Annotated in this window: 18 protein-coding genes; 4 read left to right on the forward strand and 14 right to left on the reverse strand. The window is 38.2% G+C overall.

What is annotated here, in order from left to right; all coding sequences use genetic code 11:
* Nucleotides 1–4 precede the first annotated feature (4 nt).
* The 12 genes from O5633_RS06620 to rpsT form a co-directional block, all read right to left on the reverse strand.
* Nucleotides 5–397 carry a DUF1257 domain-containing protein gene (locus tag O5633_RS06620; RefSeq protein ID WP_269608850.1) on the reverse strand — a complete coding sequence of 131 codons (393 nt, stop codon included), beginning with the start codon at nucleotides 395–397 and terminating at the stop codon, nucleotides 5–7.
* Complete coding sequence (locus tag O5633_RS06625) at nucleotides 397–600, reverse strand: DUF2997 domain-containing protein (protein ID WP_269608851.1); 204 nt, start codon at nucleotides 598–600, stop codon at nucleotides 397–399. Before O5633_RS06625 ends, O5633_RS06620 begins: the two co-directional genes overlap by 1 nt.
* Before the next feature lie 89 nt (nucleotides 601–689).
* A complete protein-coding gene (locus O5633_RS06630) occupies nucleotides 690–1,499 on the reverse strand; it encodes a HEAT repeat domain-containing protein (protein WP_269608852.1) in 810 nt (269 codons plus the stop codon).
* A 23-nt stretch (nucleotides 1,500–1,522) separates the two neighbouring features.
* A complete protein-coding gene (locus O5633_RS06635) occupies nucleotides 1,523–1,648 on the reverse strand; it encodes a hypothetical protein (RefSeq protein ID WP_269608853.1) in 126 nt (41 codons plus the stop codon).
* Nucleotides 1,649–1,697: 49 nt separating this feature from the next.
* The gene (locus tag O5633_RS06640; RefSeq protein WP_269608854.1) at nucleotides 1,698–3,464 is read right to left on the reverse strand and encodes a sodium:solute symporter family protein; all 1,767 of its coding nucleotides are present in this window, start codon (nucleotides 3,462–3,464) and stop codon (nucleotides 1,698–1,700) included.
* A gap of 31 nt (nucleotides 3,465–3,495) precedes the next feature.
* Nucleotides 3,496–4,575 (reverse strand): 23S rRNA (adenine(2503)-C(2))-methyltransferase RlmN, encoded by a 1,080-nt coding sequence (gene rlmN, locus O5633_RS06645; protein WP_269608855.1) that lies wholly within the window; start codon nucleotides 4,573–4,575, stop codon nucleotides 3,496–3,498.
* On the reverse strand, nucleotides 4,572–4,724 hold the full coding sequence (locus O5633_RS06650) for a high light inducible protein (protein WP_269608856.1): 153 nt from the start codon (nucleotides 4,722–4,724) through the stop codon (nucleotides 4,572–4,574). The genes rlmN and O5633_RS06650 overlap by 4 nt, the downstream gene beginning before the upstream one ends.
* Before the next feature lie 62 nt (nucleotides 4,725–4,786).
* The gene (locus tag O5633_RS06655; RefSeq protein ID WP_269608857.1) at nucleotides 4,787–8,896 is read right to left on the reverse strand and encodes a DNA-directed RNA polymerase subunit beta'; all 4,110 of its coding nucleotides are present in this window, start codon (nucleotides 8,894–8,896) and stop codon (nucleotides 4,787–4,789) included.
* Nucleotides 8,897–8,939: 43 nt separating this feature from the next.
* Nucleotides 8,940–10,847, reverse strand: coding sequence for a DNA-directed RNA polymerase subunit gamma (locus O5633_RS06660; RefSeq protein ID WP_269608858.1), 1,908 nt, complete (start codon nucleotides 10,845–10,847; stop codon nucleotides 8,940–8,942).
* 42 nt (nucleotides 10,848–10,889) lie between these two features.
* Complete coding sequence (rpoB, locus tag O5633_RS06665) at nucleotides 10,890–14,177, reverse strand: DNA-directed RNA polymerase subunit beta (protein WP_269608859.1); 3,288 nt, start codon at nucleotides 14,175–14,177, stop codon at nucleotides 10,890–10,892.
* Between the two features lie 256 nt (nucleotides 14,178–14,433).
* Nucleotides 14,434–15,225: a TatD family hydrolase gene (locus tag O5633_RS06670; protein WP_269608860.1), complete on the reverse strand. Its 792-nt coding sequence runs from the start codon at nucleotides 15,223–15,225 to the stop codon at nucleotides 14,434–14,436.
* 50 nt (nucleotides 15,226–15,275) lie between these two features.
* Entirely contained in the window at nucleotides 15,276–15,572 is a 297-nt protein-coding gene (gene rpsT / locus O5633_RS06675; RefSeq protein WP_269608861.1) for a 30S ribosomal protein S20, read from the reverse strand.
* 174 nt (nucleotides 15,573–15,746) lie between these two features.
* On the opposite strand from rpsT, the gene hisD reads away from it, so the two are divergent.
* A complete protein-coding gene (gene hisD / locus O5633_RS06680; RefSeq protein WP_269611325.1) occupies nucleotides 15,747–17,039 on the forward strand; it encodes a histidinol dehydrogenase in 1,293 nt (430 codons plus the stop codon).
* Here the strand turns inward: hisD and rpiA are convergent.
* Together rpiA and O5633_RS06690 are read right to left on the reverse strand one after the other, a co-directional pair.
* Complete coding sequence (rpiA, locus tag O5633_RS06685; protein ID WP_269608862.1) at nucleotides 17,026–17,736, reverse strand: ribose-5-phosphate isomerase RpiA; 711 nt, start codon at nucleotides 17,734–17,736, stop codon at nucleotides 17,026–17,028. The two genes, hisD and rpiA, sit on opposite strands and share 14 nt — an antisense overlap.
* Before the next feature lie 36 nt (nucleotides 17,737–17,772).
* On the reverse strand, nucleotides 17,773–18,918 hold the full coding sequence (locus O5633_RS06690) for a trypsin-like peptidase domain-containing protein (RefSeq protein ID WP_269608863.1): 1,146 nt from the start codon (nucleotides 18,916–18,918) through the stop codon (nucleotides 17,773–17,775).
* 182 nt (nucleotides 18,919–19,100) lie between these two features.
* Here O5633_RS06690 and O5633_RS06695 point away from each other — a divergent pair, with 182 nt between their 5' ends.
* From O5633_RS06695 to O5633_RS06705, 3 genes are read left to right on the forward strand one after another with little or no spacing between them, the layout of a single operon-like run.
* Nucleotides 19,101–19,571 carry a ribosome maturation factor RimP gene (locus O5633_RS06695; protein ID WP_269608864.1) on the forward strand — a complete coding sequence of 157 codons (471 nt, stop codon included), beginning with the start codon at nucleotides 19,101–19,103 and terminating at the stop codon, nucleotides 19,569–19,571.
* Nucleotides 19,572–19,625: 54 nt separating this feature from the next.
* On the forward strand, nucleotides 19,626–21,065 hold the full coding sequence (gene nusA, locus O5633_RS06700; protein ID WP_269608865.1) for a transcription termination factor NusA: 1,440 nt from the start codon (nucleotides 19,626–19,628) through the stop codon (nucleotides 21,063–21,065).
* Nucleotides 21,062–21,337, forward strand: a complete 276-nt coding sequence (locus O5633_RS06705) for a YlxR family protein (protein ID WP_269608866.1) — start codon at nucleotides 21,062–21,064, stop codon at nucleotides 21,335–21,337. Before nusA ends, O5633_RS06705 begins: the two co-directional genes overlap by 4 nt.
* The last annotated feature ends 51 nt before the right edge of the window (nucleotides 21,338–21,388 follow it).

Raw genomic sequence — 21,388 nt, forward strand, 5'->3', positions numbered from 1 at the left:
GGTCTTAGGAATCCCAACGAGTAACTACTAGTTCTATTGATCCATCTAAATTTTGCTTTTGCTCGGACACTTGAAATCCTTCTTGAGCAGTTGAATCAAGAACAGTATTTAGAGCATAACGTTGAGTGACCTGAGCTAAAAATCTCTCAATTGGTATTGATTGTTTCCAGAGATCAAGGTCAGTTACAAGTTCATATGATTTTGAACCTTCATTCCAACGAAATCCAATATCACCTCCCTTACTCATCTCAACAGTCATTTGAGCTTTTACAGTTTGACCTCTATAGCCTCTAACTAGATTTTCACCTTCGTTGGGGACATACCCTAAGTCTATTAGAGCCTGTTTTAGAAACTCTTTCTTACGAAGTTGAGTTTTAACTGTGCTGAAATGTGACATCAGTGGATTTCTGCTGGAATAGTCTGTTTTTGAACGTTTTCGCGAAGAAAGGTATCTGAGGTTGGCTCTCTCCTTTCAACGGTGCCTAAGGCATCCTCAAGCTTCTCAGTTAAATCAATACATGCCTCACCAACAAGACCTTCGACGGTTTCTTCAACCCGTCCATCTTGTCGGATTTTAAATCGCAATGTGCGTTGTGGCATGAAATTGAAGCCCTAAGTCACGCATGATATAGAAAAAAACTCTAGAAACGCGAATTATTAATTACAACGAATTGTTTTTGTACCAAAAATTAAACCAATTGACCATCATCAATTAATGATTTTAATTTTTTTTGGACCTCTGGATTATCCAATTGCTCCAAAGCTGTCCTTGCTTCATACCGGACAGAAGGCTCTCTATCATTTAATAAAACAGAAATAAAAGTCTCTACTATTTGAATTTGGATTCCCACACTCAAAAGCCCATAAAGGCGGCCTAGGGACCAAATACAGTTACTTCTAACTATTGGTTCACAATCTACTTGCAAACTTTCAAGTAATTGATTCGCTGCTGGTAAAGAGCTTTCTGCTGAATTTAGTCCTACCTCTGCTAGAGAGCTGGATGCCCACAATCTCACTGCAGCGACATCTTGTTTTAATGCATTAATCAGAGGTTCTAGAACTGGGGCGTCAGGGTAATTCCCGAGACTCCATGCAGTAGCTTTTCGCACATAAGCGTTACTATCAAACCTCAATAAAAGCAATAGAAGATCTATTGCTTTTGGACAAGGATTTCTACCTAAAGCATAAACAGCACTCATCCTGACTACAGGAGAAGGCTCGTCAAGTAAAGGCAATAAGAATGGAAGAGCTCTAGGGTCTCTATGTTCGCAAAAGACTCTTAAGCCCTGAAGTCTCTCATTGTTTCCGCATTGAAGCCATTTCAACGCAAGATCACATTCTTTTGATGAATTCCCTTGATCTCCATCAATTTTATCTAATTCAATTTCATCTAGAGGATCTCCTGCCAATTGAGCAGCTAATTCTCTGGCTAAAAGATCAGGGTCTATAGCCAAATTAGCCAACCCTTTTTCACTTAATTTTTGATTTTCATCATTCATAGCTCTGACAGAAGAAGAGCAAACTAATTAATTGGTGCTGGTGCAAGCATATCCCCAGGGAGCCATATCCGAGCGCTGACAGCGAATAAAGCAACAACAAAAAGAGCAACAATTAAAATAGGAAAAAGAGTTGTTCGTAAAAAAACCAAAGTTAAAACTAATTAGAATTCTATTCTGCTCTAAATTTTGACCATTTGGCTATCGAGGGTCAACTTTTTGCGTCATTAATTTTGTTTTCTTCATTAAAAATATACAACTCACAGCAATTGAAAGCGCAATCCAAGCGCTCCTTTCTTGATGCAATAAAAAAGCCCCAATACTAACTAATCCACCATAGAGAATTCCTGATCCTAAAACGAAGCGAGATCCAAGCACGGTAAAATTGTCCACTGGATTAATATTCAGACTTTTCCTTATTTTTTTCCAACCAGGACCTGGGGGTTTTACCTGTTTAACAAATTCATTGAGTGTCGCTTCTGACTCTGGCTCAGTAAAAAATAAAGTAAGCAACCAAATCACAGCTGTAAATAAAGTAGTAAATAAGAGTCTTTTTCCAAAATCTTCAATTGTAAAATAGGGAGAAACTGAGGTGATTAAGCCTATAAAAAAACCACTCAGCATTGCAGAAAGTTCCGCTAGAGCATTAACTCGCCACCAAAACCATCGAAGGACAAGAACAGCTCCTGGTCCTGTACCTATTGCAATAACAAGTCTAAACATTGAACCAATACTGTTACTAAATAGAGCCGTGACGACTCCAATTAGAAGCAACAAAATACTTGCGACCTGGCCGATAAGAATCATTTCTTTAGGGCCAGCCGATGGCCTCATAAATCTTTTATAAAGGTCATGAGCAAGATAACTTGCTCCCCAGTTAATTGAAGTACTTACAGTACTCATAAATGCAGCAACCAATGAAACCACGACTAATCCAAGTCCAACAGGTGGCAAATATGTAACAGCGAGGTTTGGATAACTTAATTCCCAGTCAGTTTGTTGAGGCAAGAGGACTAAACCAGCCAAGCCAACTAAAATCCAAAGCCAACTACGAATAAGATAATTCACAATTAAAAAAACTATTCCTGCCAGAGTTGCTTGTTTTTCATTTTTCGTAGCCAATAAACGCTGAATAAATTCCCCACCACCATCACTACGTCTAAAACTCCACCACTGCAAAGAAATAAAAGCGAAAAAAGTAGTAATACTTATTCCTGAACTATCCAACCAATTGAAACCATCTTTATTTAATGTCCATGGGAATAAAGAAAGGAGCTCAGGTCTATCTAATACCTCTATTTTTGTTAACAAATCCGTCATACCACCTGAAGCATCAAGTGCTACAAAGCAAACAGCAAACGCGCCTAGAAGAGCTAATACAAGTTGTACAAAATCATTAACTACTACTGCCCAAAGGCCGCCTAATACAGTGTAAATAAGCAAAAACAAAGAAACTAAAACCATTAACAATATCGTGTCAGTAAAGGGTCCAAACACAATATGTCCGTCCACGACACCTAATGATTCAGCCACTTTACGCATTGCCAAGAATGCATAACCAATCCCAATACAATTGATTGGAACAGAAAGTAAGAAAGCTTTTATACCTCTTAAGTAAGCTGCTGGTTTACCCCCATAACGTAATTCAGTGAAGGCTGCATCAGTCAATACTCCACTACGCCTCCAAAGTGGTGCGAATATAACTGTCATAGCAACATGTGCAAGTCCAAAACTCCACCATTCCCAATTCCCTGCCAAGCCTCTTGTTCCAATAATTCCAGCCACATAGAGAGGTGTATCAATTGAGAATGTTGTTGCAGCCATTGACATGCCTGCAAGCAAACCATTTAGGCGGCGTCCAGCAACAAAATAATCGGTTTCATTATGATTTTTCAGGGAGATATAAATTCCTAATATCAAGGAAAATGTTAAATAAAAAAATAAAATAAACCAATCAATAAATGTCATAGGAGCTAACAACTAATTTATTTCTACTTGCTTAATTAATATTTATTTTATCTATTGTTTGCCTTCTTAATTGTCCACATGCAGCGTCTTTGTCTCTACCTCTACTTGCGCGAACACTTACAGCTACTCCCATATTTTCTAATAGTTCTCTAAAGCTATCAACCCTAGCTTGGTTTGGTCGTTGAAAGTTTTCTTCAGCAATGGGGTTATAAGCTATCAAATTAACATGGCTCTGAAATCCTCTCATCAGATTAGCTAATTGTTCTGCGTGAATATCTTTATCATTGAAACCTCCAAGTAGAATATATTCAAAACTCACACGTCTACCAGTAAGTTCTATATATTTTTTGCAGTCGTTGAGCAATGAAGTAAGTGGATAAGAACTGGCCGAAGGAATTATTACTTCACGCAACTTCTGATTAGGTGCATGCAGGCTGACAGCAAGGGTGAATTTAACTCTTCCTAAATGCTCTTTAGCTAATTTTGCTAAATCTGGGAGAGTATCAGGTATACCTACAGTACTAAGAGTTATCTTCCTTTGACCAATACCAATATCATTCGTGAGGCATTCAATAGAGTCTAAAACATTTCGAATATTTAGAAGTGGCTCTCCCATACCCATGAAAACAACATGAGTAGGCCTCCTATTCATTGTTTCTCTAACACTAATAACTTGATCAACTATCTCATTCACATTAAGAGATCTATTAAGCCCACCCTTCCCAGTCGCACAAAACTTGCAACCCATGGGACAGCCTATTTGACTTGAAACACAAACGGTAAGTCTTTTGTCAGTTGGTATCCCTACTGTTTCTATAATCTCACCATCAAAAGTCCCCATCAATAATTTTAATGTCTCATCTGCTGCAACAACTCTGTCGACTTCATTAAGTCTTCCAATATTTATTCCTTTATTTTCTAATGAATCTCGCCATTTCTTTGGAAGAACAGTTATGGAATCTAAGCTTTTTGCCCCTCTTTGATAAATCCATTCATGAATTTGCCTACCACGAAAAGGTTGTTCACCTTCCTGACGAGCAAATTCTTCAAGATCTTCCGAACTTAAGCCAAGCAAAGGTGAATTACTTGATAGTTGGAGAAGTTTTGTCACCAATTAATCAAGCCATGTCCAAGTTTAAATTCTAAAAGAACTAATGCAATAAAACCAATCATTGCCCATCTACCATTAACACGTTCGGTATGTGTATGAAAGCCATACCGAGGTAATTTACGCTTTGGAACAACAGGTGGATCAATCATCGATGAACTAGTGGATGAGCTAAATATTAGAAAATTTAAAAGAGTATTGTAGGAAAATTTATTTATTCATCTGAAAGTAAACCTTCTTCTTGCAACCCCTCCAGCGCAGCAGGGTCTGGCATTTGGTCCTCAGGTGAATCATCATCACCAGTTGGGCGAGCAAAGGCAGCAAAATTACTCATAGCAGGATCGATTCCATGTCTACTTCTGGTTGCCTCCAAATCCTCTTCACTAGGATCATCCAAAACAGCAGTATTCTTAGCGACTGGGGAAGAAGGCATGTCGACAGTATAGTCAGGTCTAAGGTTTTGTATCCTTCGATAGCCAGCTGGATCTTCTGCCAGAATATCTGGATGAGGACCTGCTTCATCATTTAATTCTTCAACAAAGCCACTAAAACCTGTACCGGCTGGTATCAGGCGACCAATAATTACATTTTCTTTAAGTCCACGAAGCCAATCAGACTTCCCTTCAATAGCCGCCTCGGTGAGGACTCTAGTTGTTTCTTGGAATGAGGCAGCTGAAATAAAGCTATCAGTATTAAGAGATGCTTTTGTAATACCAAGTAAAACAGGAGTGAATTCTGAAGGAGCTCCTCCAGTAATAGATATAGCCTGATTTGTGTCTTCAACTTGTCTTAGTTCTATCAATTCTCCAGGTAAAAATGTTGTGTCTCCCGCATCTTCTATTCGAACTTTACTGGTCATCTGACGAACTATTACCTCTATGTGTTTATCGTCTATAGCTACTCCCTGAGATTTATAAACATTTTGAACTTCACTTACCATCCTATGCTGAAGCTTAGCTATTGCTTCCTGAGCAGCATCCATTAGAGGTTTTTTATCACGCAAGTCTGCAAAGAAACACTCCAAAAGCTCATGAGGATTTACTGGACCATCAGTCAAGAACTCTCCAGCTACAACTTGTTGGCTATTTCTAACCATTACATTGCGTCCTAACAGAATTGGATATTCGGATATCACGTCATCATCTTCAATAATAGATACAACTAAAGAATCATCTTCATCTCCTTGTTTGATATCTACCGTTCCTGACTTTTTACATAGGATTGCTGAATCCCTAGGTCTACGAGCTTCAAGTAACTCTTCGATCCTTGGCAATCCTTGGACTATATCACCTGTTTTTTGCCTTTCAAAAACCAATAAAGCTAAGCCATCACCTCTTTGTACAAGATCCCCATCACGAACATGAAGGACTGAGTCTGGTGAGACCATATAAGGTCTACCCAGACGCAACTTGATTTTCTTTCCATCAATTTTCTCTATTTCCCCACAAGCACCTATTGGTTGGTCTTTTGAAACTAAGTCTCCATCCACTACTCTTTGCCCTACTTTCAAAAGAGTAGTTCCTTTGGAGTCAATGGTTATTGTATCTTCATCCCTTTCAACGATAAGTCGACGAACAGGATCACCGTCAATAGCGTCAGGAAGTTGAACAATCCCCTCTTGCTTACATAATATCTGAGTTGTAGCAACAACATCTCCAGCTAAGACTAATTGAGCGTTCTCAATCTGTAATTCAGTATGTGTTGAACCATGGCTTGAATCAGATGTGGTATCCCTTCTAACTAAGATACTTTCAAGAATAACTAGTTTTAACCTATTAATACTCTTTGAACTGGAGTCTTCAAAAACCTCTACGTCTACTGTCATCTGGGGTGTTGTATCAAATGTCTCAAGTATCAGTTGAGTCTTAAGCAATTCGATACCTTCAACAGATTTAATAAGCTCACCATCCTTAAAAGCAAGTCTTTGAGATGCTTTAATTCCTAATGATGGGCCTTTGGGTTGTTTAACATGATCCAATTCAGGCAGTTGTGCTTGGTCAGGAATAGTAAATTCCTCTACAGGTCTCAATAAAAGACCTTTACCTTCAGGGGTTTCAACTGATTGAACCATAACCATTGAATCAGTCTTAATACCTTTCGCGATGCTTTCACCAGGGTTAACTATTTGCCCATCACCCTCAAATCTATCAAGTGCTTTACTTTCTTTGCATAGCTTGAAAGTACCACTTCTAACTATGATTTCTCTAAGAATATCATTTTTCTGAGTGACAGTAACTATTCCAGCAGTTTGACTAAAAATATCTTTAACAACTTCTGTGCCTGCCTCTATCCATTGACGATCTTTAATCATCAACAATGAAATATCTTTATTTATTTCATGAGTTTCTTGGGGAATCCATAAAAGAGTTCCACCTTTACTAACCTCATAACCATTCTTTGCCGAACGAGCTTTTTTAATTGTTAGCCCAGGAGCATACTTAACCAGGCCTCCAGTTTCAGTTTTAAAACGATCGTCTGATAACTCAGCTATTACTTCGTTATTTCCAATTTTACTTCCAGGAATAGTATTTAATCTATAACGAGTATTATCTTTTGCTTCAAGATGCCATATCTCACCTGAGTGAGTCGACTCTTCTAGCAATTTAAAATCCTTTAACGTCATAGACGTAGTTACTATTTGAACTTCTCTGGAATCACCAATAGAGTCTCTAAGTCTTACTTCACCTCCAAACTCGCTTGCCTGGCTCGCTTCAGCTAAAACTTGTCCTTTATTTACAGAAACATTTCCAGATACAACTGGCATAGCATTGGGGGGCAAGTTATATACGTCTCCTGCTAGAACCCAAAGTCTACCAAGTCGTTGAGCTTTAAGAGTTATATTACCTTGTCTATCTGTAACTTCTCTAGGTTGGATAATTGTTTCATGCCTTACTTGTCCTGCTAAATCACAGATAACATCTTTAGTAGCTTTTTCAACACTTTTTTGTACAGTCCCACTAGCAATTTGAGCGACAGTAACGTCTACATCTATATCTTGATTATTATCTACAAAAAGTAGAGATCCAATAGGTATATCAATTTTCTGAGACTTGCCACCAGTCGCAGGAACAATGCTAAGGCTAAAATCAACCTCTGCTTGCTGAGCCTCAACACCATGTGGTGTTCTATAGCCTCTAACTCGAGACTTTGAACCAAATTCTACTTTCCCTGAGACTGTAGAGCGAACCACACCAGTCTCTGCTGTTGAAACACCACCGGTGTGGAAAGTCCTCATTGTTAATTGAGTACCTGGCTCTCCAATAGATTGAGCGGCAACAATACCAACTGCTTCCCCTAAATCAACTAGTTGGTTGTGAGCGAGGGCCCATCCATAACATTTACGACACACTGACCTAGTCGCCTCACATGTTAGCGGAGACCTAACCCTTACACCTTGAAGATTTGATTGCTCAAATTTCTTCGATAGCTGTGGGTCAATAGGAGTATCTCTTTCAGCTAAAGTTTCCTGATTAGCATTAACTACTTGTTCGGCTGTCAATCGTCCAACGAGCCTATTACCAAACTTTTCATCCTCTGCGTTTATTAAAATTGATCTAGTCGTACCACAATCTTCTTCTCTAACAATTACATCTTGAGCGACATCAACTAAGCGTCTAGTTAAATATCCAGAGTCAGCTGTTCGTAGAGCAGTGTCAACAAGACCTTTTCGTGCTCCATAAGAAGATATAACATATTCAGTTACTGTAAGACCTTCTCTAAAATTAGTTCGTATGGGTAAGTCAATAATCTCACCTTGGGGATTTGCCATTAACCCTCTCATCCCAACTAGCTGACGAACCTGAGACATATTTCCTCTCGCTCCAGAATTTGCCATCATCCATACTGAATTCAATGGATCGTTTTGATTGAAATTCTTTTTAACAGCATCAACCAATCTTTCATTAGTCTCTGTCCAAGTGTCTATGACTTTTGTATGCCTCTCAACCTCAGTGATTTCTCCTAATCTATAGCATTCCTCTGTAGCAGTTATTTGTTCTTCTGCCTGACCAAGTAAATCTTGCTTAGCTTCTGGAACCTTTAAATCATCAACAGAAATTGAAACTGCTGCCTGGGTTGCATACCTAAAACCTAGGTCCTTCAAATTATCCGCCATAGCAGCAGTTGCAGCGGTTCCATGATGCTTAAAAGCCCATGCCACTAAAGTTTTCAAACCTTTCTTATCAACTACTTTATTTCTAAAAGGTGGAGGAGTTTTAGAAAGTTTTGGCACAACTTTCATCGCTGCTGCTTTCTTTGATTTGGAACCTCTTTTTGCTTTTGATTTAGCGGAGGATTTACGAGTTTTAGGAGAGGAGGAAGTCATGAAAAATGCTATTAAGGGTAAAAGGGGAAATTTATTCTAAAAGTTATGAGGTGGCTGCTACAGCATCAATAATCGTATGATTCATTACTACCCGACCAACTGTAGTCAAAATATATCGGCTAATCAAACTGCCGTCTTCATCTAATCGGTCGCGTCTGTATGTCCATTCCTCAATACGAGTGCCATCTTTCAAAGTCTCCGACTTTCTTGGTTTCTGAAGCTCATCGTCATCTTCAATTTCACCAGAGAATCTAACCCAAACCCAATCATGTAAGTCTATTCTTTTATCTTCTAGAGCTTGTAAAACGTCTTCAAGTGACGCGTATGTGTGTGAATAATCTCCAAACTTAGGTTGAATTGCGTGAGGCTGAATTGCAGTTAGGTAATAGGAACCTAAAACCATATCTTGAGAGGGAGTAACAATAGGATCACCAGTTGCAGGGGAAAGAATATTATTACTGGCTAACATCAACATCCTTGCCTCAGTTTGAGCCTCAATAGCTAAGGGCACATGAACAGCCATTTGATCTCCATCAAAATCAGCATTAAAAGCTGGGCATACCAATGGATGTAACTGAATAGCTCGGCCAGCGACTAATTTAGGCTCAAAAGCTTGAATGCCTAATCGGTGCAAAGTTGGGGCACGGTTGAGAAGGATAGGATGACCATCTATGACTTCCTGTAGTACCTGCATAACTTCATCGTCAGCTTTCTGTATCAATTTCTTTGCTGCTTTAATATTATTGACAATATTCTGACGTATCAATCTGTGAATTACGAAAGGTTGAAAAAGCTCTATTGCCATTTCTTTTGGCAATCCACATTGATGCATTTTTAACTTAGGGCCAACTACTATTACTGAACGACCAGAATAATCAACTCTTTTACCAAGTAAGTTCTGACGAAATCTGCCTTGCTTACCCTCGATAATATCACTTAAAGATTTCAACGCACGATTATTTGCACCAACAACAGTTCTTCCTCTTCTTCCATTATCAATAAGTGCATCTACAGCCTCTTGTAGCATCCTTTTTTCATTTCTTACTATTATTTCTGGTGCTAAGATTTCTTGAAGACGAGCAAGACGGTTGTTCCTGTTAATAACTCTTCTATATAGGTCATTTAAATCTGAAGTTGCGAATCTCCCTCCATCTAATTGGACCATAGGTCTCAAATCAGGAGGTATTACAGGTATCGCATCTAAAACCATCCACTCAGGACTAGCACTTGTAGCAATAAAATTATCTATCACCCTCAACCTTTTGATAAGTTTAGCCCTTTTTTGGCCTTTACTTGTTGAAATTTCTTCTCGCAATTGCTCGGCAACTTCTTTTAAGTCTAAGTCTTCAAGTAATTGCTTTAAGGCCTCTGCACCTATACCCACAATAGGTTCATTCTCGATAGTTGAATCTTCAGCATAAATCTCGTCTTCAATCTCAAGCCATTCATCTTCAGTTAGTAGCTGTTTATATTTGAGGTCCTTACTATCTCCTATATCTAAGACAACATAGCAATTAAAATAAACAATCTGCTCGACATCTCTAAGAGGCATGTCTAATAAAATAGCTACATAGCTAGGAATACCTTTTAGATACCAAACATGAGATACAGGAGCTGCTAATTTAATAAATCCCATTCGATGCCTTCGTACCCGACTCTCTGTTACTTCAACACCACACCTTTCACAAACAATTCCACGATGTCTCACTCTCTTGTATTTTCCACAATGACACTCCCAATCCTTAGATGGGCCAAAAATTTTCTCACAAAATAATCCATCCATCTCCGGCTTCAATGTTCGATAATTTATTGTTTCAGGCTTGGTCACTTCCCCTACAACTTGGCCATTGGGCAAAGTTCTTTGCCCCCATTCCATCACTCTTTCAGGAGATGCTAGTTTGATTTTGACGTAATCAAAATGATTTTCCGTACGTAGATTGCTATTAGTCATGAGAATTTAGAGTGTTTAGATGATTGGTTTCGATTGCGTTGATTACTCCTCGTATTCTTTACCTAATGATTCATAGGTAGGTCTACTTGGTGTGCTCCTACGTGGATTGACATCTTGCATTAAATCAACCTCTTTTCCATCATCTGTATAAACTCCAATATCTAATCCCAATGACTGGAGTTCTCTCATTAAAACCTTGAAAGATTCAGGAGTCCCAGGCCTTGGAATTGGTTTCCCTTTAACGATGGAATTAAGAGCTTCATTACGCCCTTGCATGTCATCAGACTTGACAGTTAACAGCTCTTGTAAAGTGTAGGCTGCCCCATAAGCCTCGAGTGCCCATACTTCCATTTCTCCCAATCTCTGCCCACCTTGCTGCGCTTTTCCACCAAGAGGTTGTTGCGTAACCAAAGAATATGGACCTGTGGAACGAGCATGAATTTTATCGTCTACCAGGTGTACAAGTTTTAGGAAATGGGCATAACCAACAGCAACTGGTTGATCAAAAGGCTCGCCGGTTCGACCATCAGTAAGGAGTAACTTCCCAGGGTCCTCAGGGTTATATGTCCATGATTTACCTGGCTGCTTTGCCGCTTTTTTTAAATAGGCTTGGACTGTCTGATTAGACATCTCTGGTCCATACATCTCATCAAACGGGACAATTTTAACTCGACAATCCAAGTTTGAGGCAGCCCAACCCATTAGCAGTTCAAATACTTGTCCTACATTCATTCGACTTGGAACTCCTAGGGGGTTCAGGCATATATCTACAGGTGTGCCATCAGGGAGGTAAGGCATATCCTCTCTAGGCAATATCCTACTTATGATCCCTTTATTACCATGCCTCCCTGCCATCTTATCCCCAACTTGTATCTTTCTGCGTTGAGCCACATAGACTCTAACAACCATATTTGCTCCAGGTGGAAGCTCATCCCCTTGTTCTCTTGTATAGATTCTGACATCAACAACTCGTCCTCTTTCAGTTGAGGGGACTCGAAGAGAGTTATCTCTTACATCTCTAGCTTTTTCTCCAAAAATAGCTCTTAAAAGTTTTTCCTCAGGCGGTTGATCAGATTCTCCTTTAGGAGTAACTTTTCCAACAAGAATGTCTCCGCTTTCAACAAAAGCTCCTATACGAATAATTCCCATTTCATCTAAATTCCCAAGACTTTCTTCTGAGACATTTGGGATTTCTCTTGTTATTTCTTCTGGGCCTAACTTTGTTTGTCGAGCTTCTATTTCATATTTTTCTATATGAACAGAAGTATATAAATCATCTTTAACCAATCGTTCGCTAACCAGAATTGCATCTTCGTAGTTGTAGCCTTCCCATGGCATGTATGCAATTAATACATTTTGACCAAGTGCTATTTCCCCTCCCTCACAAGCCGAACCATCAGCTAAGACTTGACCAACAATAACAGGATCACCATTAAAGACTATAGGTCTATGGTTTAAACAAGTATCTTGATTAGATCTCTGATATTTTTGCAAATAGTGGGTATGTTCATTACCTTCCTCATCAGTTACAACAATTGCGTTCGCATCCACATAAGTTACGGTTCCATTTACTTTTGAGATGGGAACCATGCCAGAGTCTCTAGCGACTTGAGTCTCCAAACCAGTTCCAACCAGAGGCCTTTCTGGCCGCAAAAGAGGAACTGCTTGTCTTTGCATGTTTGACCCCATCAAAGCTCTATTAGCATCATCGTGTTCCAAAAATGGAATTAACGATGCCGCTACAGAGATAACCTGAACAGGTGATAGTTGGACATAATCAACTTGTTCAGGAGAAACCGTTTCAAAGTCTTGTCGATACCTAACTGGAACAAGTTCTGCCAATATTTTTCCTTCTTTGTCTGTAGCTACATCTCCAGGAGCAACCCTACACTCATCTTCTAAATCTGCAGACAGATAAATAGGATCTCCTTCTTTAATTAATCGTCCATTTTCAACCTTCCAAAATGGTGTCTCAATAAAACCATATTCATTGACTCTTGCATGAGTTGCTAAAGAATTAATCAGACCTGCATTTGGTCCTTCAGGAGTTTCAATTGGACAAAGTCTTCCATAATGAGATGGATGAATATCCCTAACTGCAAAACCAGCTCTTTCCCGTGTCAACCCCCCTGGCCCCAAAGCAGAGATTCGCCTTTTGTGAGTTAGTTCAGCTAATGGATTGGTTTGATCCATAAATTGACTTAGTTGACTTGAGCCAAAAAATTCTTTTATTGCTGCAACTAAAGGTTTTGGATTTACTAATTGTGCTGGAGTAAGTGAATCTGTTTCCCCAACGGTCATCCTCTCTTTAATTATCCTTTCAAGTCTGTTTAAACCAACTCGTACTTGATTTTGTAAAAGTTCACCGACTGACCTAACTCTTCTATTACCTAAATGATCAATATCATCCAGAGTTGCCCCACCAACATCTAATTCTAAATTGATTAAATAATCTAAAGTAGAAAGAACATCTTCGTTCGTAAGTGTTCTTACATTGTCAGGAATAGTTAAGCGTAATTTCTTATTTATTTTATATCTACCAACTCTTCCTAAGTCATATCGTTTTGGATCAAAAAATCTTGTTTGGAGTAGCTGTTGACCACCACTAACTGAAGGAGGCTCGCCGGGCCTTAACTTTTTATAAAGTTCTAACAAAGCTTGGTCTTCTGAACTTATGCCTTCTTCATTTGCCGCATCAATTGACTTTTTATAAAACTCAGGATGCCGTAATTTATCTATTACATCATTATCGGATAAACCCATTGCCCTCATTAAGACATGAGCATTTATTTTTCGTGTTTTATCGACACGAACATGTAGTAAATCATTTTTATCAGTTTCAAACTTTAACCATGCTCCGCGATTAGGAATAACGCTTGCATTGTAGGTTCTTCTACCATTTTTATCTTGCTCATCTTTAAAATAAACTCCTGGACTACGAACTATTTGATTGACTATTACTCTCTCAGCTCCATTAATTATAAAAGTTCCACGTTCAGTCATTAAAGGTAGTTCACCTATGAAAACTTCTTGTTCTTTAATCTCTCCAGTTTCTTTGTTAACTAAACGACAAGTTACATACATTTGAGAGGCAAAAGTTGCATCTCTTCTTTTTGCTTCTTCTACATCATGCCTAGGACGCTTAAGCTTATATTCTGCTCCTATAAAATGTAGTTCAAGCTTACCGGTATAGTCAGTAATGGGAGAGAAATTGTCTAGTTCTTCTATTAAGCCTTTATCCAAAAACCACTTAAAACTTGATCTTTGAACCTCAACCAAATCAGGCAGATATGTAGCTGCTTTGGCTACCTGAATCGCGCTTCTGCTCATTCGAGAACCTGCGTTTATTATGTAGAGGACTGGGTTAATGTCTTGTCCATTAGGTCAAAAAATGATCTTTAATAAGAAAAAAACAAAAAAACAATCTCCTAAAAGACTGAAATTTGAAATTGAATTTACTTAATCAACGAACAAACTGACTCAAAAGGTAGAACCTTAAAGGTTTCAGCGCAGATACCACGCCTATGCAAGACAATAAATAATACTACACTCAAATCAGAGAATTAACTAGAGGAAATGATGATATTTAAGGCAACGCAAACAATTCCCTTGCATTTTGAGTGCTTTTTTCAGCAATTTCAGAAAAGCTTTCACCTCTAATTTCTGAAATTTTATCTACCACATGCTTTACGAAAGATGGTTCATTCCTTTTTCCTCTATGAGGAACAGGTGACAAGAAAGGACTATCAGTTTCAACTAGAAATCTACTTTGCGGAACTTCTTTTGCACATTCATGGATATCAATAGCGTTTTTGAAAGTTACATTTCCACTGAAGCTTATGTAAAAGCCTAGATCAAGAAACCCTCTCATCTCTTTGACATTGCCGCTCCAACAATGCATAACACCTTTTGGACAACAACTATTTTCAGAAAGCTTAGAAAAAATTTCTAACATTTCTTTTGCAGCATCTCTGCAATGAACAATGACTGGCAAATTCAATTCAAAAGCCAAGTTTAATTGCGGCATTAAAATTGAAAGCTGTTCACTCAAGTTCTCTGCTTTGAAAAGATCAAGTCCTAATTCTCCTATTGCAACAACTCGACTATCATCTAGAGCTGCATTTTTTAAAATACTTATAGTTTCAGGTCCCCAATGATGTACATCTAATGGATGAACTCCTACTGAATATCTCATCTCCTTAAATTGATCAGCCATTGATTTAATAGCTGGGATTTCAGAGGGCTCTACGCAAGCGTGTAATAAAGCTTTGACGCCTTGTGATCTCCACCTTTCTGCAACTTTTTCTCTATCTTCATTAAAGTTAGAGAAAACAATATGACAGTGGCTATCAATTATTGAACTTTTAGAATCGCTCAAAATGCAAAATAAACTCCTCTTTCAATATTAAATCTTAGTTTATTTTTTTCTCAAACAACTTCTTTCAAAACTTTCTTAAGGGCAATGCTAAGTCTAGATTTCTGATTAGCTCCTGTGTTTTTATGCAAAACACCTTTTTTAACGGCTTTATCGATTTTGCTAAATGCTAAATTAAATGTTTTTTGAAGATCTGCTTTGGATTCATCGCCAGGCTCTTTTTCAAATATCCCACAAGCTACAAAGCATCGCTTCATTAAAGTGCGAACTGTAGATTTGTAATTTTTGTTTTCAAGGCGGTTACGTTCCGCTATTTGAATTCGCTTTTTAGCTGAGTTGGTATTTGCCACGGAGGCTTAGTGTTTTAATCTTATGTTAATCCACACTACCTCAAGACCATGAAGAAGATCTACATAAATCAAAATTAAGGCATTAAGATAACCAAATTGAACCAATAGCCAAGAGTTCATGATACAAATAATTAGTAAAGATGAGGTTCAAGCCCCCCCCCAAAAAAATTGAACATAAAAACGGTTAATAACATTGGTCAGGCTCAGCTTGAGCTCAAGACAATTACTGAAAGAACTTCTGGAGCCTTTCAAGATAAAGCTATAAAAATAGTTGACGATATTCTTAAAAACGTTAGTGAGAGGGGAGATGAAGCGCTTAAAGAATACACTTCTCAATTTGATGGATTTCTAACGGAAGAATTTCAAGTTTCATCAAATTTAATGCTGAAAGCTTGGGAAGAGACTCCTAAAGAGTTGCAAGATTCACTTTTATTAGCAAAAAAAAGAATTGAAAATTTTCACAGTCTTCAGGTCCCAAAAAACATCACTTATAGCGGACCACATGGAGAATCACTAGGGCGAAGATGGAGTCCTGTTGAAACAGCAGGAATATATGTACCTGGTGGAAGAGCCGCTTATCCAAGCACAGTTTTAATGAATGCTATTCCCGCTTATGTCGCAGGAGTTAATGAAACCATTATGGTTTCTCCTGCCAACTCTCAAGGGGAGTTAAACCAAACCGTATTAGCTGCGGCACATATTACAGATATCAAAAAAGTTTTTCGTATTGGTGGCGCTCAAGCCATTGGCGCGCTTGCTAGTGGAACTGAATCAATTCCAAAAGTAGATGTAATTACTGGACCAGGAAATATTTATGTAACTTTGGCAAAGAAAAAAGTTTATGGAAAGGTAGGAATTGATTCTTTGGCTGGTCCAAGTGAGATCCTAATAATCGCTGATCAATCAGCAAAACTGGAACATGTTGCATCAGATATGTTAGCTCAATCGGAGCATGATCCTTTAGCTTCATCAATACTAATCACTACTAATAAAAAATTAGCGGAGAATTTACCATCAGAAATTGAACGTCAATTAATCAATCATCCAAGATTTGAAATATGCCAAGAATCAATCACTAAATGGGGTTTAATAGTCCTTTGTGATAATTTAGAAACTTGTGCAAAATTAAGTGATACTTTTGCCCCAGAACATCTTGAATTACTTGTAGAGGACCCAAAAGAATTCTCAAAAACTATAAATAATGCTGGGGCAATATTTATGGGGCCATGGAGCCCAGAGGCTATTGGAGATTATCTTGGGGGGCCTAATCACACTCTTCCCACCTCAGGGACTGCAAGATTTGCTGGCGCTCTTGGAGTAGAAACATTTATGAAAAACACTTCACTTATCGATTTCACAAAAGAAGCATTTAATGAGACTAAAAATGCTGTGATACAGCTAGCAAAAAGCGAGGGTTTACATAGTCACGCAGAATCTATACGAATTAGAGATTCTAAACTTTATTAAGTGATTCAACACCCACTTCGCCATTTACTACTTTCCCAACTAAAACTTCATCAGTCAAATTTATAAAAAGTCCATTTTCAAGTACACCTGGAATATTGTTGATTTGACTCTCGAGTAGTTCAGGTTGATCAATACCATTCTTAAAAGTTAAATCGAGTACTAAGTTTCCCTGATCAGTAACTATAGGTCCAGCTTTTTTCTGGGCCATTCTTAGAGCTCCTGCTCCTCCTAACTTTTCTAATGTTTTTTGTACGTGTTTCCAGGCGGTAGGAAGAACTTCTACTGGCAATTTGAAATCAAGGTTCAATTTGTCAACAAGCTTAGTTGAGTCAACAACAACTATAAATTTTTTAGCCAAAGCAGCCACAAGCTTTTCCTGCACATGACACGCTCCTCCACCTTTAATTAGTTGAAATTGGGAGTCAACTTCATCTGCGCCATCAATTGCAAGATCAATTTCAGAAACTGAGGAAAGAGATTTGAGTGGAATTCCTAATTCACTGGCAAGAACTTCACCCTGAAAAGAAGTAGTTACTCCAACAACATCTTTAATTTCACCTGATCTTATTTTTAGAGCAAGAGCTTCAATCATCAATGCTGCGGTGGATCCAGATCCAAGACCAAGAATCATACCGTTTTGAATTTGATCTACAGCAGCCTGAGCAACTGCTTGTTTCATTTGATTTTGGAGATCCATTTAGACGTACCTTTTCGAGTGACAGTAGCAAGGTTCTTAGCTTATTCCAGGTAAAGCTGCGGGCTTAATAGAAAGATTAATCTCTATATTATTCCGAAGCACTTCCAATTCAAATGGCTCGCCAATTTGGGCATTCTCAACTTGCATGAGTAAAGACTTAGGATCATTGATCACATTACCCTCTGCATTGATAACAAGATCACCTCGTCTCAATCCTCCCTCCTCGGCTGGACTTTGAGGAACAACTGATTGAACGAGTGCACCGGATCGTTCAGGTAAAACAATCAATGCATTTGGATCTTGATTATGCTCTTTAGCTATTCTTTCATTCAGTAAAACTAACTGAGCGCCTAAATAAGGATGAATAACCTCACCATTAGTCAGCAGCTGATTAGTAACTTTTGAAGCAAGATTGATTGGGATTGCAAATCCAAGCCCAGCTCCTGGGCCTGATCTAACCAAAGTATTTATTCCAATAACTTCTCCATTTGAATTTATTAATGGTCCGCCAGAATTTCCAGGATTTATTGCTGCGTCAGTTTGAATTAAATCCAATCTCTTATCTGAAAAGCCAAGAGTATTAATATCTCTATGAAGACTACTGACTATGCCCAAAGTGACAGTGCTTTCAAGGCCATAAGGAGTTCCAAGAGCAATTGCCCAATCTCCAACTTGAATATCTTCAGAATCTCCTAATTTTGCACTTTCTAGACCAGAAAATTCATTAATTTTTACCAAAGCTAAATCAGTAACTTCGTCAGTTCCAACAACTCTTCCATCAACTTGATTTCCATTTTGAAGAGTAATTGTTACACGATTGACTCTTTCAACTACATGAGCATTAGTGAGAATTAATCCAGAGTTATCAATTATTACTCCAGAACCTTGTCCTCTCTCTTTTTTTGGGAAAGTCCCTAAATCGCCTAAAAGATCTCTTAATAGAGGGTCTAACAAATCAGACTCAAATTCATCTGTTTGAAACTCCCTTTCTATATCTATTCTCACTACTGATGGTGAAACCTTACTAGCTACATTGGCAACAAAATTATGAGATTGATTTAACAGAAAATCATCTGAGGCAAATAAAGGTAAAGGTCCTAAAAGAAAGCAAAAAAGGATTGATACAAGAAAGAATATATTGCTCGTTTTCCTCATGATTTCTAACTTTTTACGAGCCAGCATAGTGATTTCAATCTCTTAAAAAAACAATAAAGCAATTCAATGAAAAACAATAAGAACTTGATTTTAGAGGTAACCGAAACCTTTATCTAGTAATATTTGATTGCCTGACGGTACCTCTTTAAATAGGGGCGGGTCAAATCTTAAAACCGCTCGGGCTTCCTGCCCGATGTCGACTCTGCCTTTTGTTTAATCCAATCGTTACAGAATTGAAAGTTCTTACAGCAAAGTCAGCAACTAATTTTGGCTTTGATGTAACAGGTTTTAAGATGTTCACACATTCAAATCCGCTATCAATTCAAGTTAATATTCGACACAAAAATCCTGACAAGAAAGTCACTATTGATGACTGCTCTATTCTAAGTGAAGATATTGATGAAGCTATTCAAAATTCTTCTATCATTGATCAACCTTTCACTCTGGAGATTAGTAGCGAAGGAGTTAGTGAAATCTTAACTGAGGAAAAAGATTTTCAAATTTTCAAAGGCTTTCCAATTGAAGTTACTTATCAGGATTTAAAAAAAATTGAACAACAAACAAATGGTTTGCTTCTAAAAAGGACAGATAATGATTTACAAGTAAATCAAAAGGGGAAGACTCTCAGAATCCCAGTCGAAGACGTTATTCAAGTCCGACTCTCAACACCTTCTGGTTAAATCTAGATATTAACTATCTAATCCAATCATTCTCATCTCTATATCCCATCATCGATGGCTCTTGTTTTACTCCCAGGCTTAAATAACTTAATTGAAGACATTAGTGAGGAAAAAAAACTTCCCTCACAAGTTGTCGAAGCTGCTTTAAGAGAAGCACTTCTAAAAGGTTATGAAAGATATCGAAGAACTCTTTACTTAGGAATCAGCGAAGATCCTTTTGAAGAAGATTATTTTAGTAACTTTGATGTTGGTTTGGATTTAGAAGAAGAAGGCTATAGAGTTTTGGCAAGTAAAATAATCGTGGAAGAAGTTGAGAGTGATGATCATCAAATAGCGATAGCTGAGGTCATGCAAGTTGCTGATGATGCTCAAGTTGGAGATACAGTCGTCCTAGATGTAACGCCTGAAAAAGAAGATTTTGGAAGAATGGCTGCAGCTACAACCAAGCAAGTTTTAGCTCAAAAATTGAGAGACCAGCAAAGAAGAATGATTCAAGAGGAATTTGCTGATTTAGAAGATCCAGTCCTCACTGCAAGAGTCATTAGATTTGAAAGGCAATCTGTAATCATGGCGGTAAGTTCAGGCTTAGGGAGACCAGAAGTAGAAGCAGAGCTTCCAAGAAGAGATCAATTGCCAAATGATAATTATCGAGCAAATGCCACATTCAAAGTATTTCTTAAAGAAGTTAGTGAAATTCCTAGGCGAGGGCCTCAACTTTTTGTAAGCAGATCAAATGCTGGACTGGTTGTTTATTTATTTGAGAATGAAGTTCCTGAAATACAAGAAGGATCCGTACGCATTGTTGCTGTTGCTCGTGAAGCTAATCCCCCTTCAAGAGCAGTAGGTCCAAGAACAAAAGTAGCTGTTGACAGTATTGAAAGAGAAGTGGACCCGGTTGGAGCATGTATTGGTGCGAGAGGATCACGAATTCAACAAGTAGTAAATGAACTTCGTGGAGAAAAAATAGATGTAATTCGTTGGTCGTCTGATCCTGTTCAATACATCTGTAACTCATTAAGTCCTGCAAGAGTTGAAGTAGTAAGACTTGTGGATCCTGAAGGTCAACATGCCCATGTACTAGTCCCTCCAGATCAACTTAGCCTTGCAATTGGCAGAGAAGGACAAAATGTAAGGCTTGCGGCAAGGCTTACAGGCTGGAAAATAGATATCAAAAATTCACAAGAATATGATCAAGCAAGTGAAGATTCTGAGGTCGCAGAATTAATTTCCCAAAGGGAAGAAGAAGAATCCTTACAAAGAGAAGCTGAGCAAAGATTAGAGGCAGAACAGGCGGCTAGAGCAGAGGAAGATGCAAGATTAAGAGAGCTATACCCTTTGCCAGAAGACGAAGAAGACTTTCAAGACGAGCAATTATCAGATCCGGATACTAATGAAATAGACACTGAATCTACTGAAATTGATGTTGAAGAAACAACAGAAGAAAAAGTTACTGATGAAGATAAAATAATTACACAAGAGGAAGGAGCCCGGTGAGTCAAAATCCCATTCTGCGTAGATGTGTAGCTTGCAAAAAAGTTCTTGATCGCAAGTATTTTTTAAAAGTTACTAGAGATTTTCAGAATGGAGTAGTTCTCTCAGGTGGGATGGGAAGATCAGCCTATCTATGCCCAACTGAATCATGTTTTGAAGAAGCTTTGAAGCGTAAACGATTACAGAAAGCTTTGAGATGTGATATTCACTCAAGCGTTTTCAATATGCTCCAAAAAGAACTTAATACCTGCATTGATTCAGATACTGAGGCATGATATTCATTAAGAGAACTCAGTAAACTCAAAAACCAAATCTAAAGTTCAAGC

The organism is Prochlorococcus marinus str. MIT 1013, assembly GCF_027359395.1.
Lineage (GTDB): Bacteria > Cyanobacteriota > Cyanobacteriia > PCC-6307 > Cyanobiaceae > Prochlorococcus_B > Prochlorococcus_B marinus_E.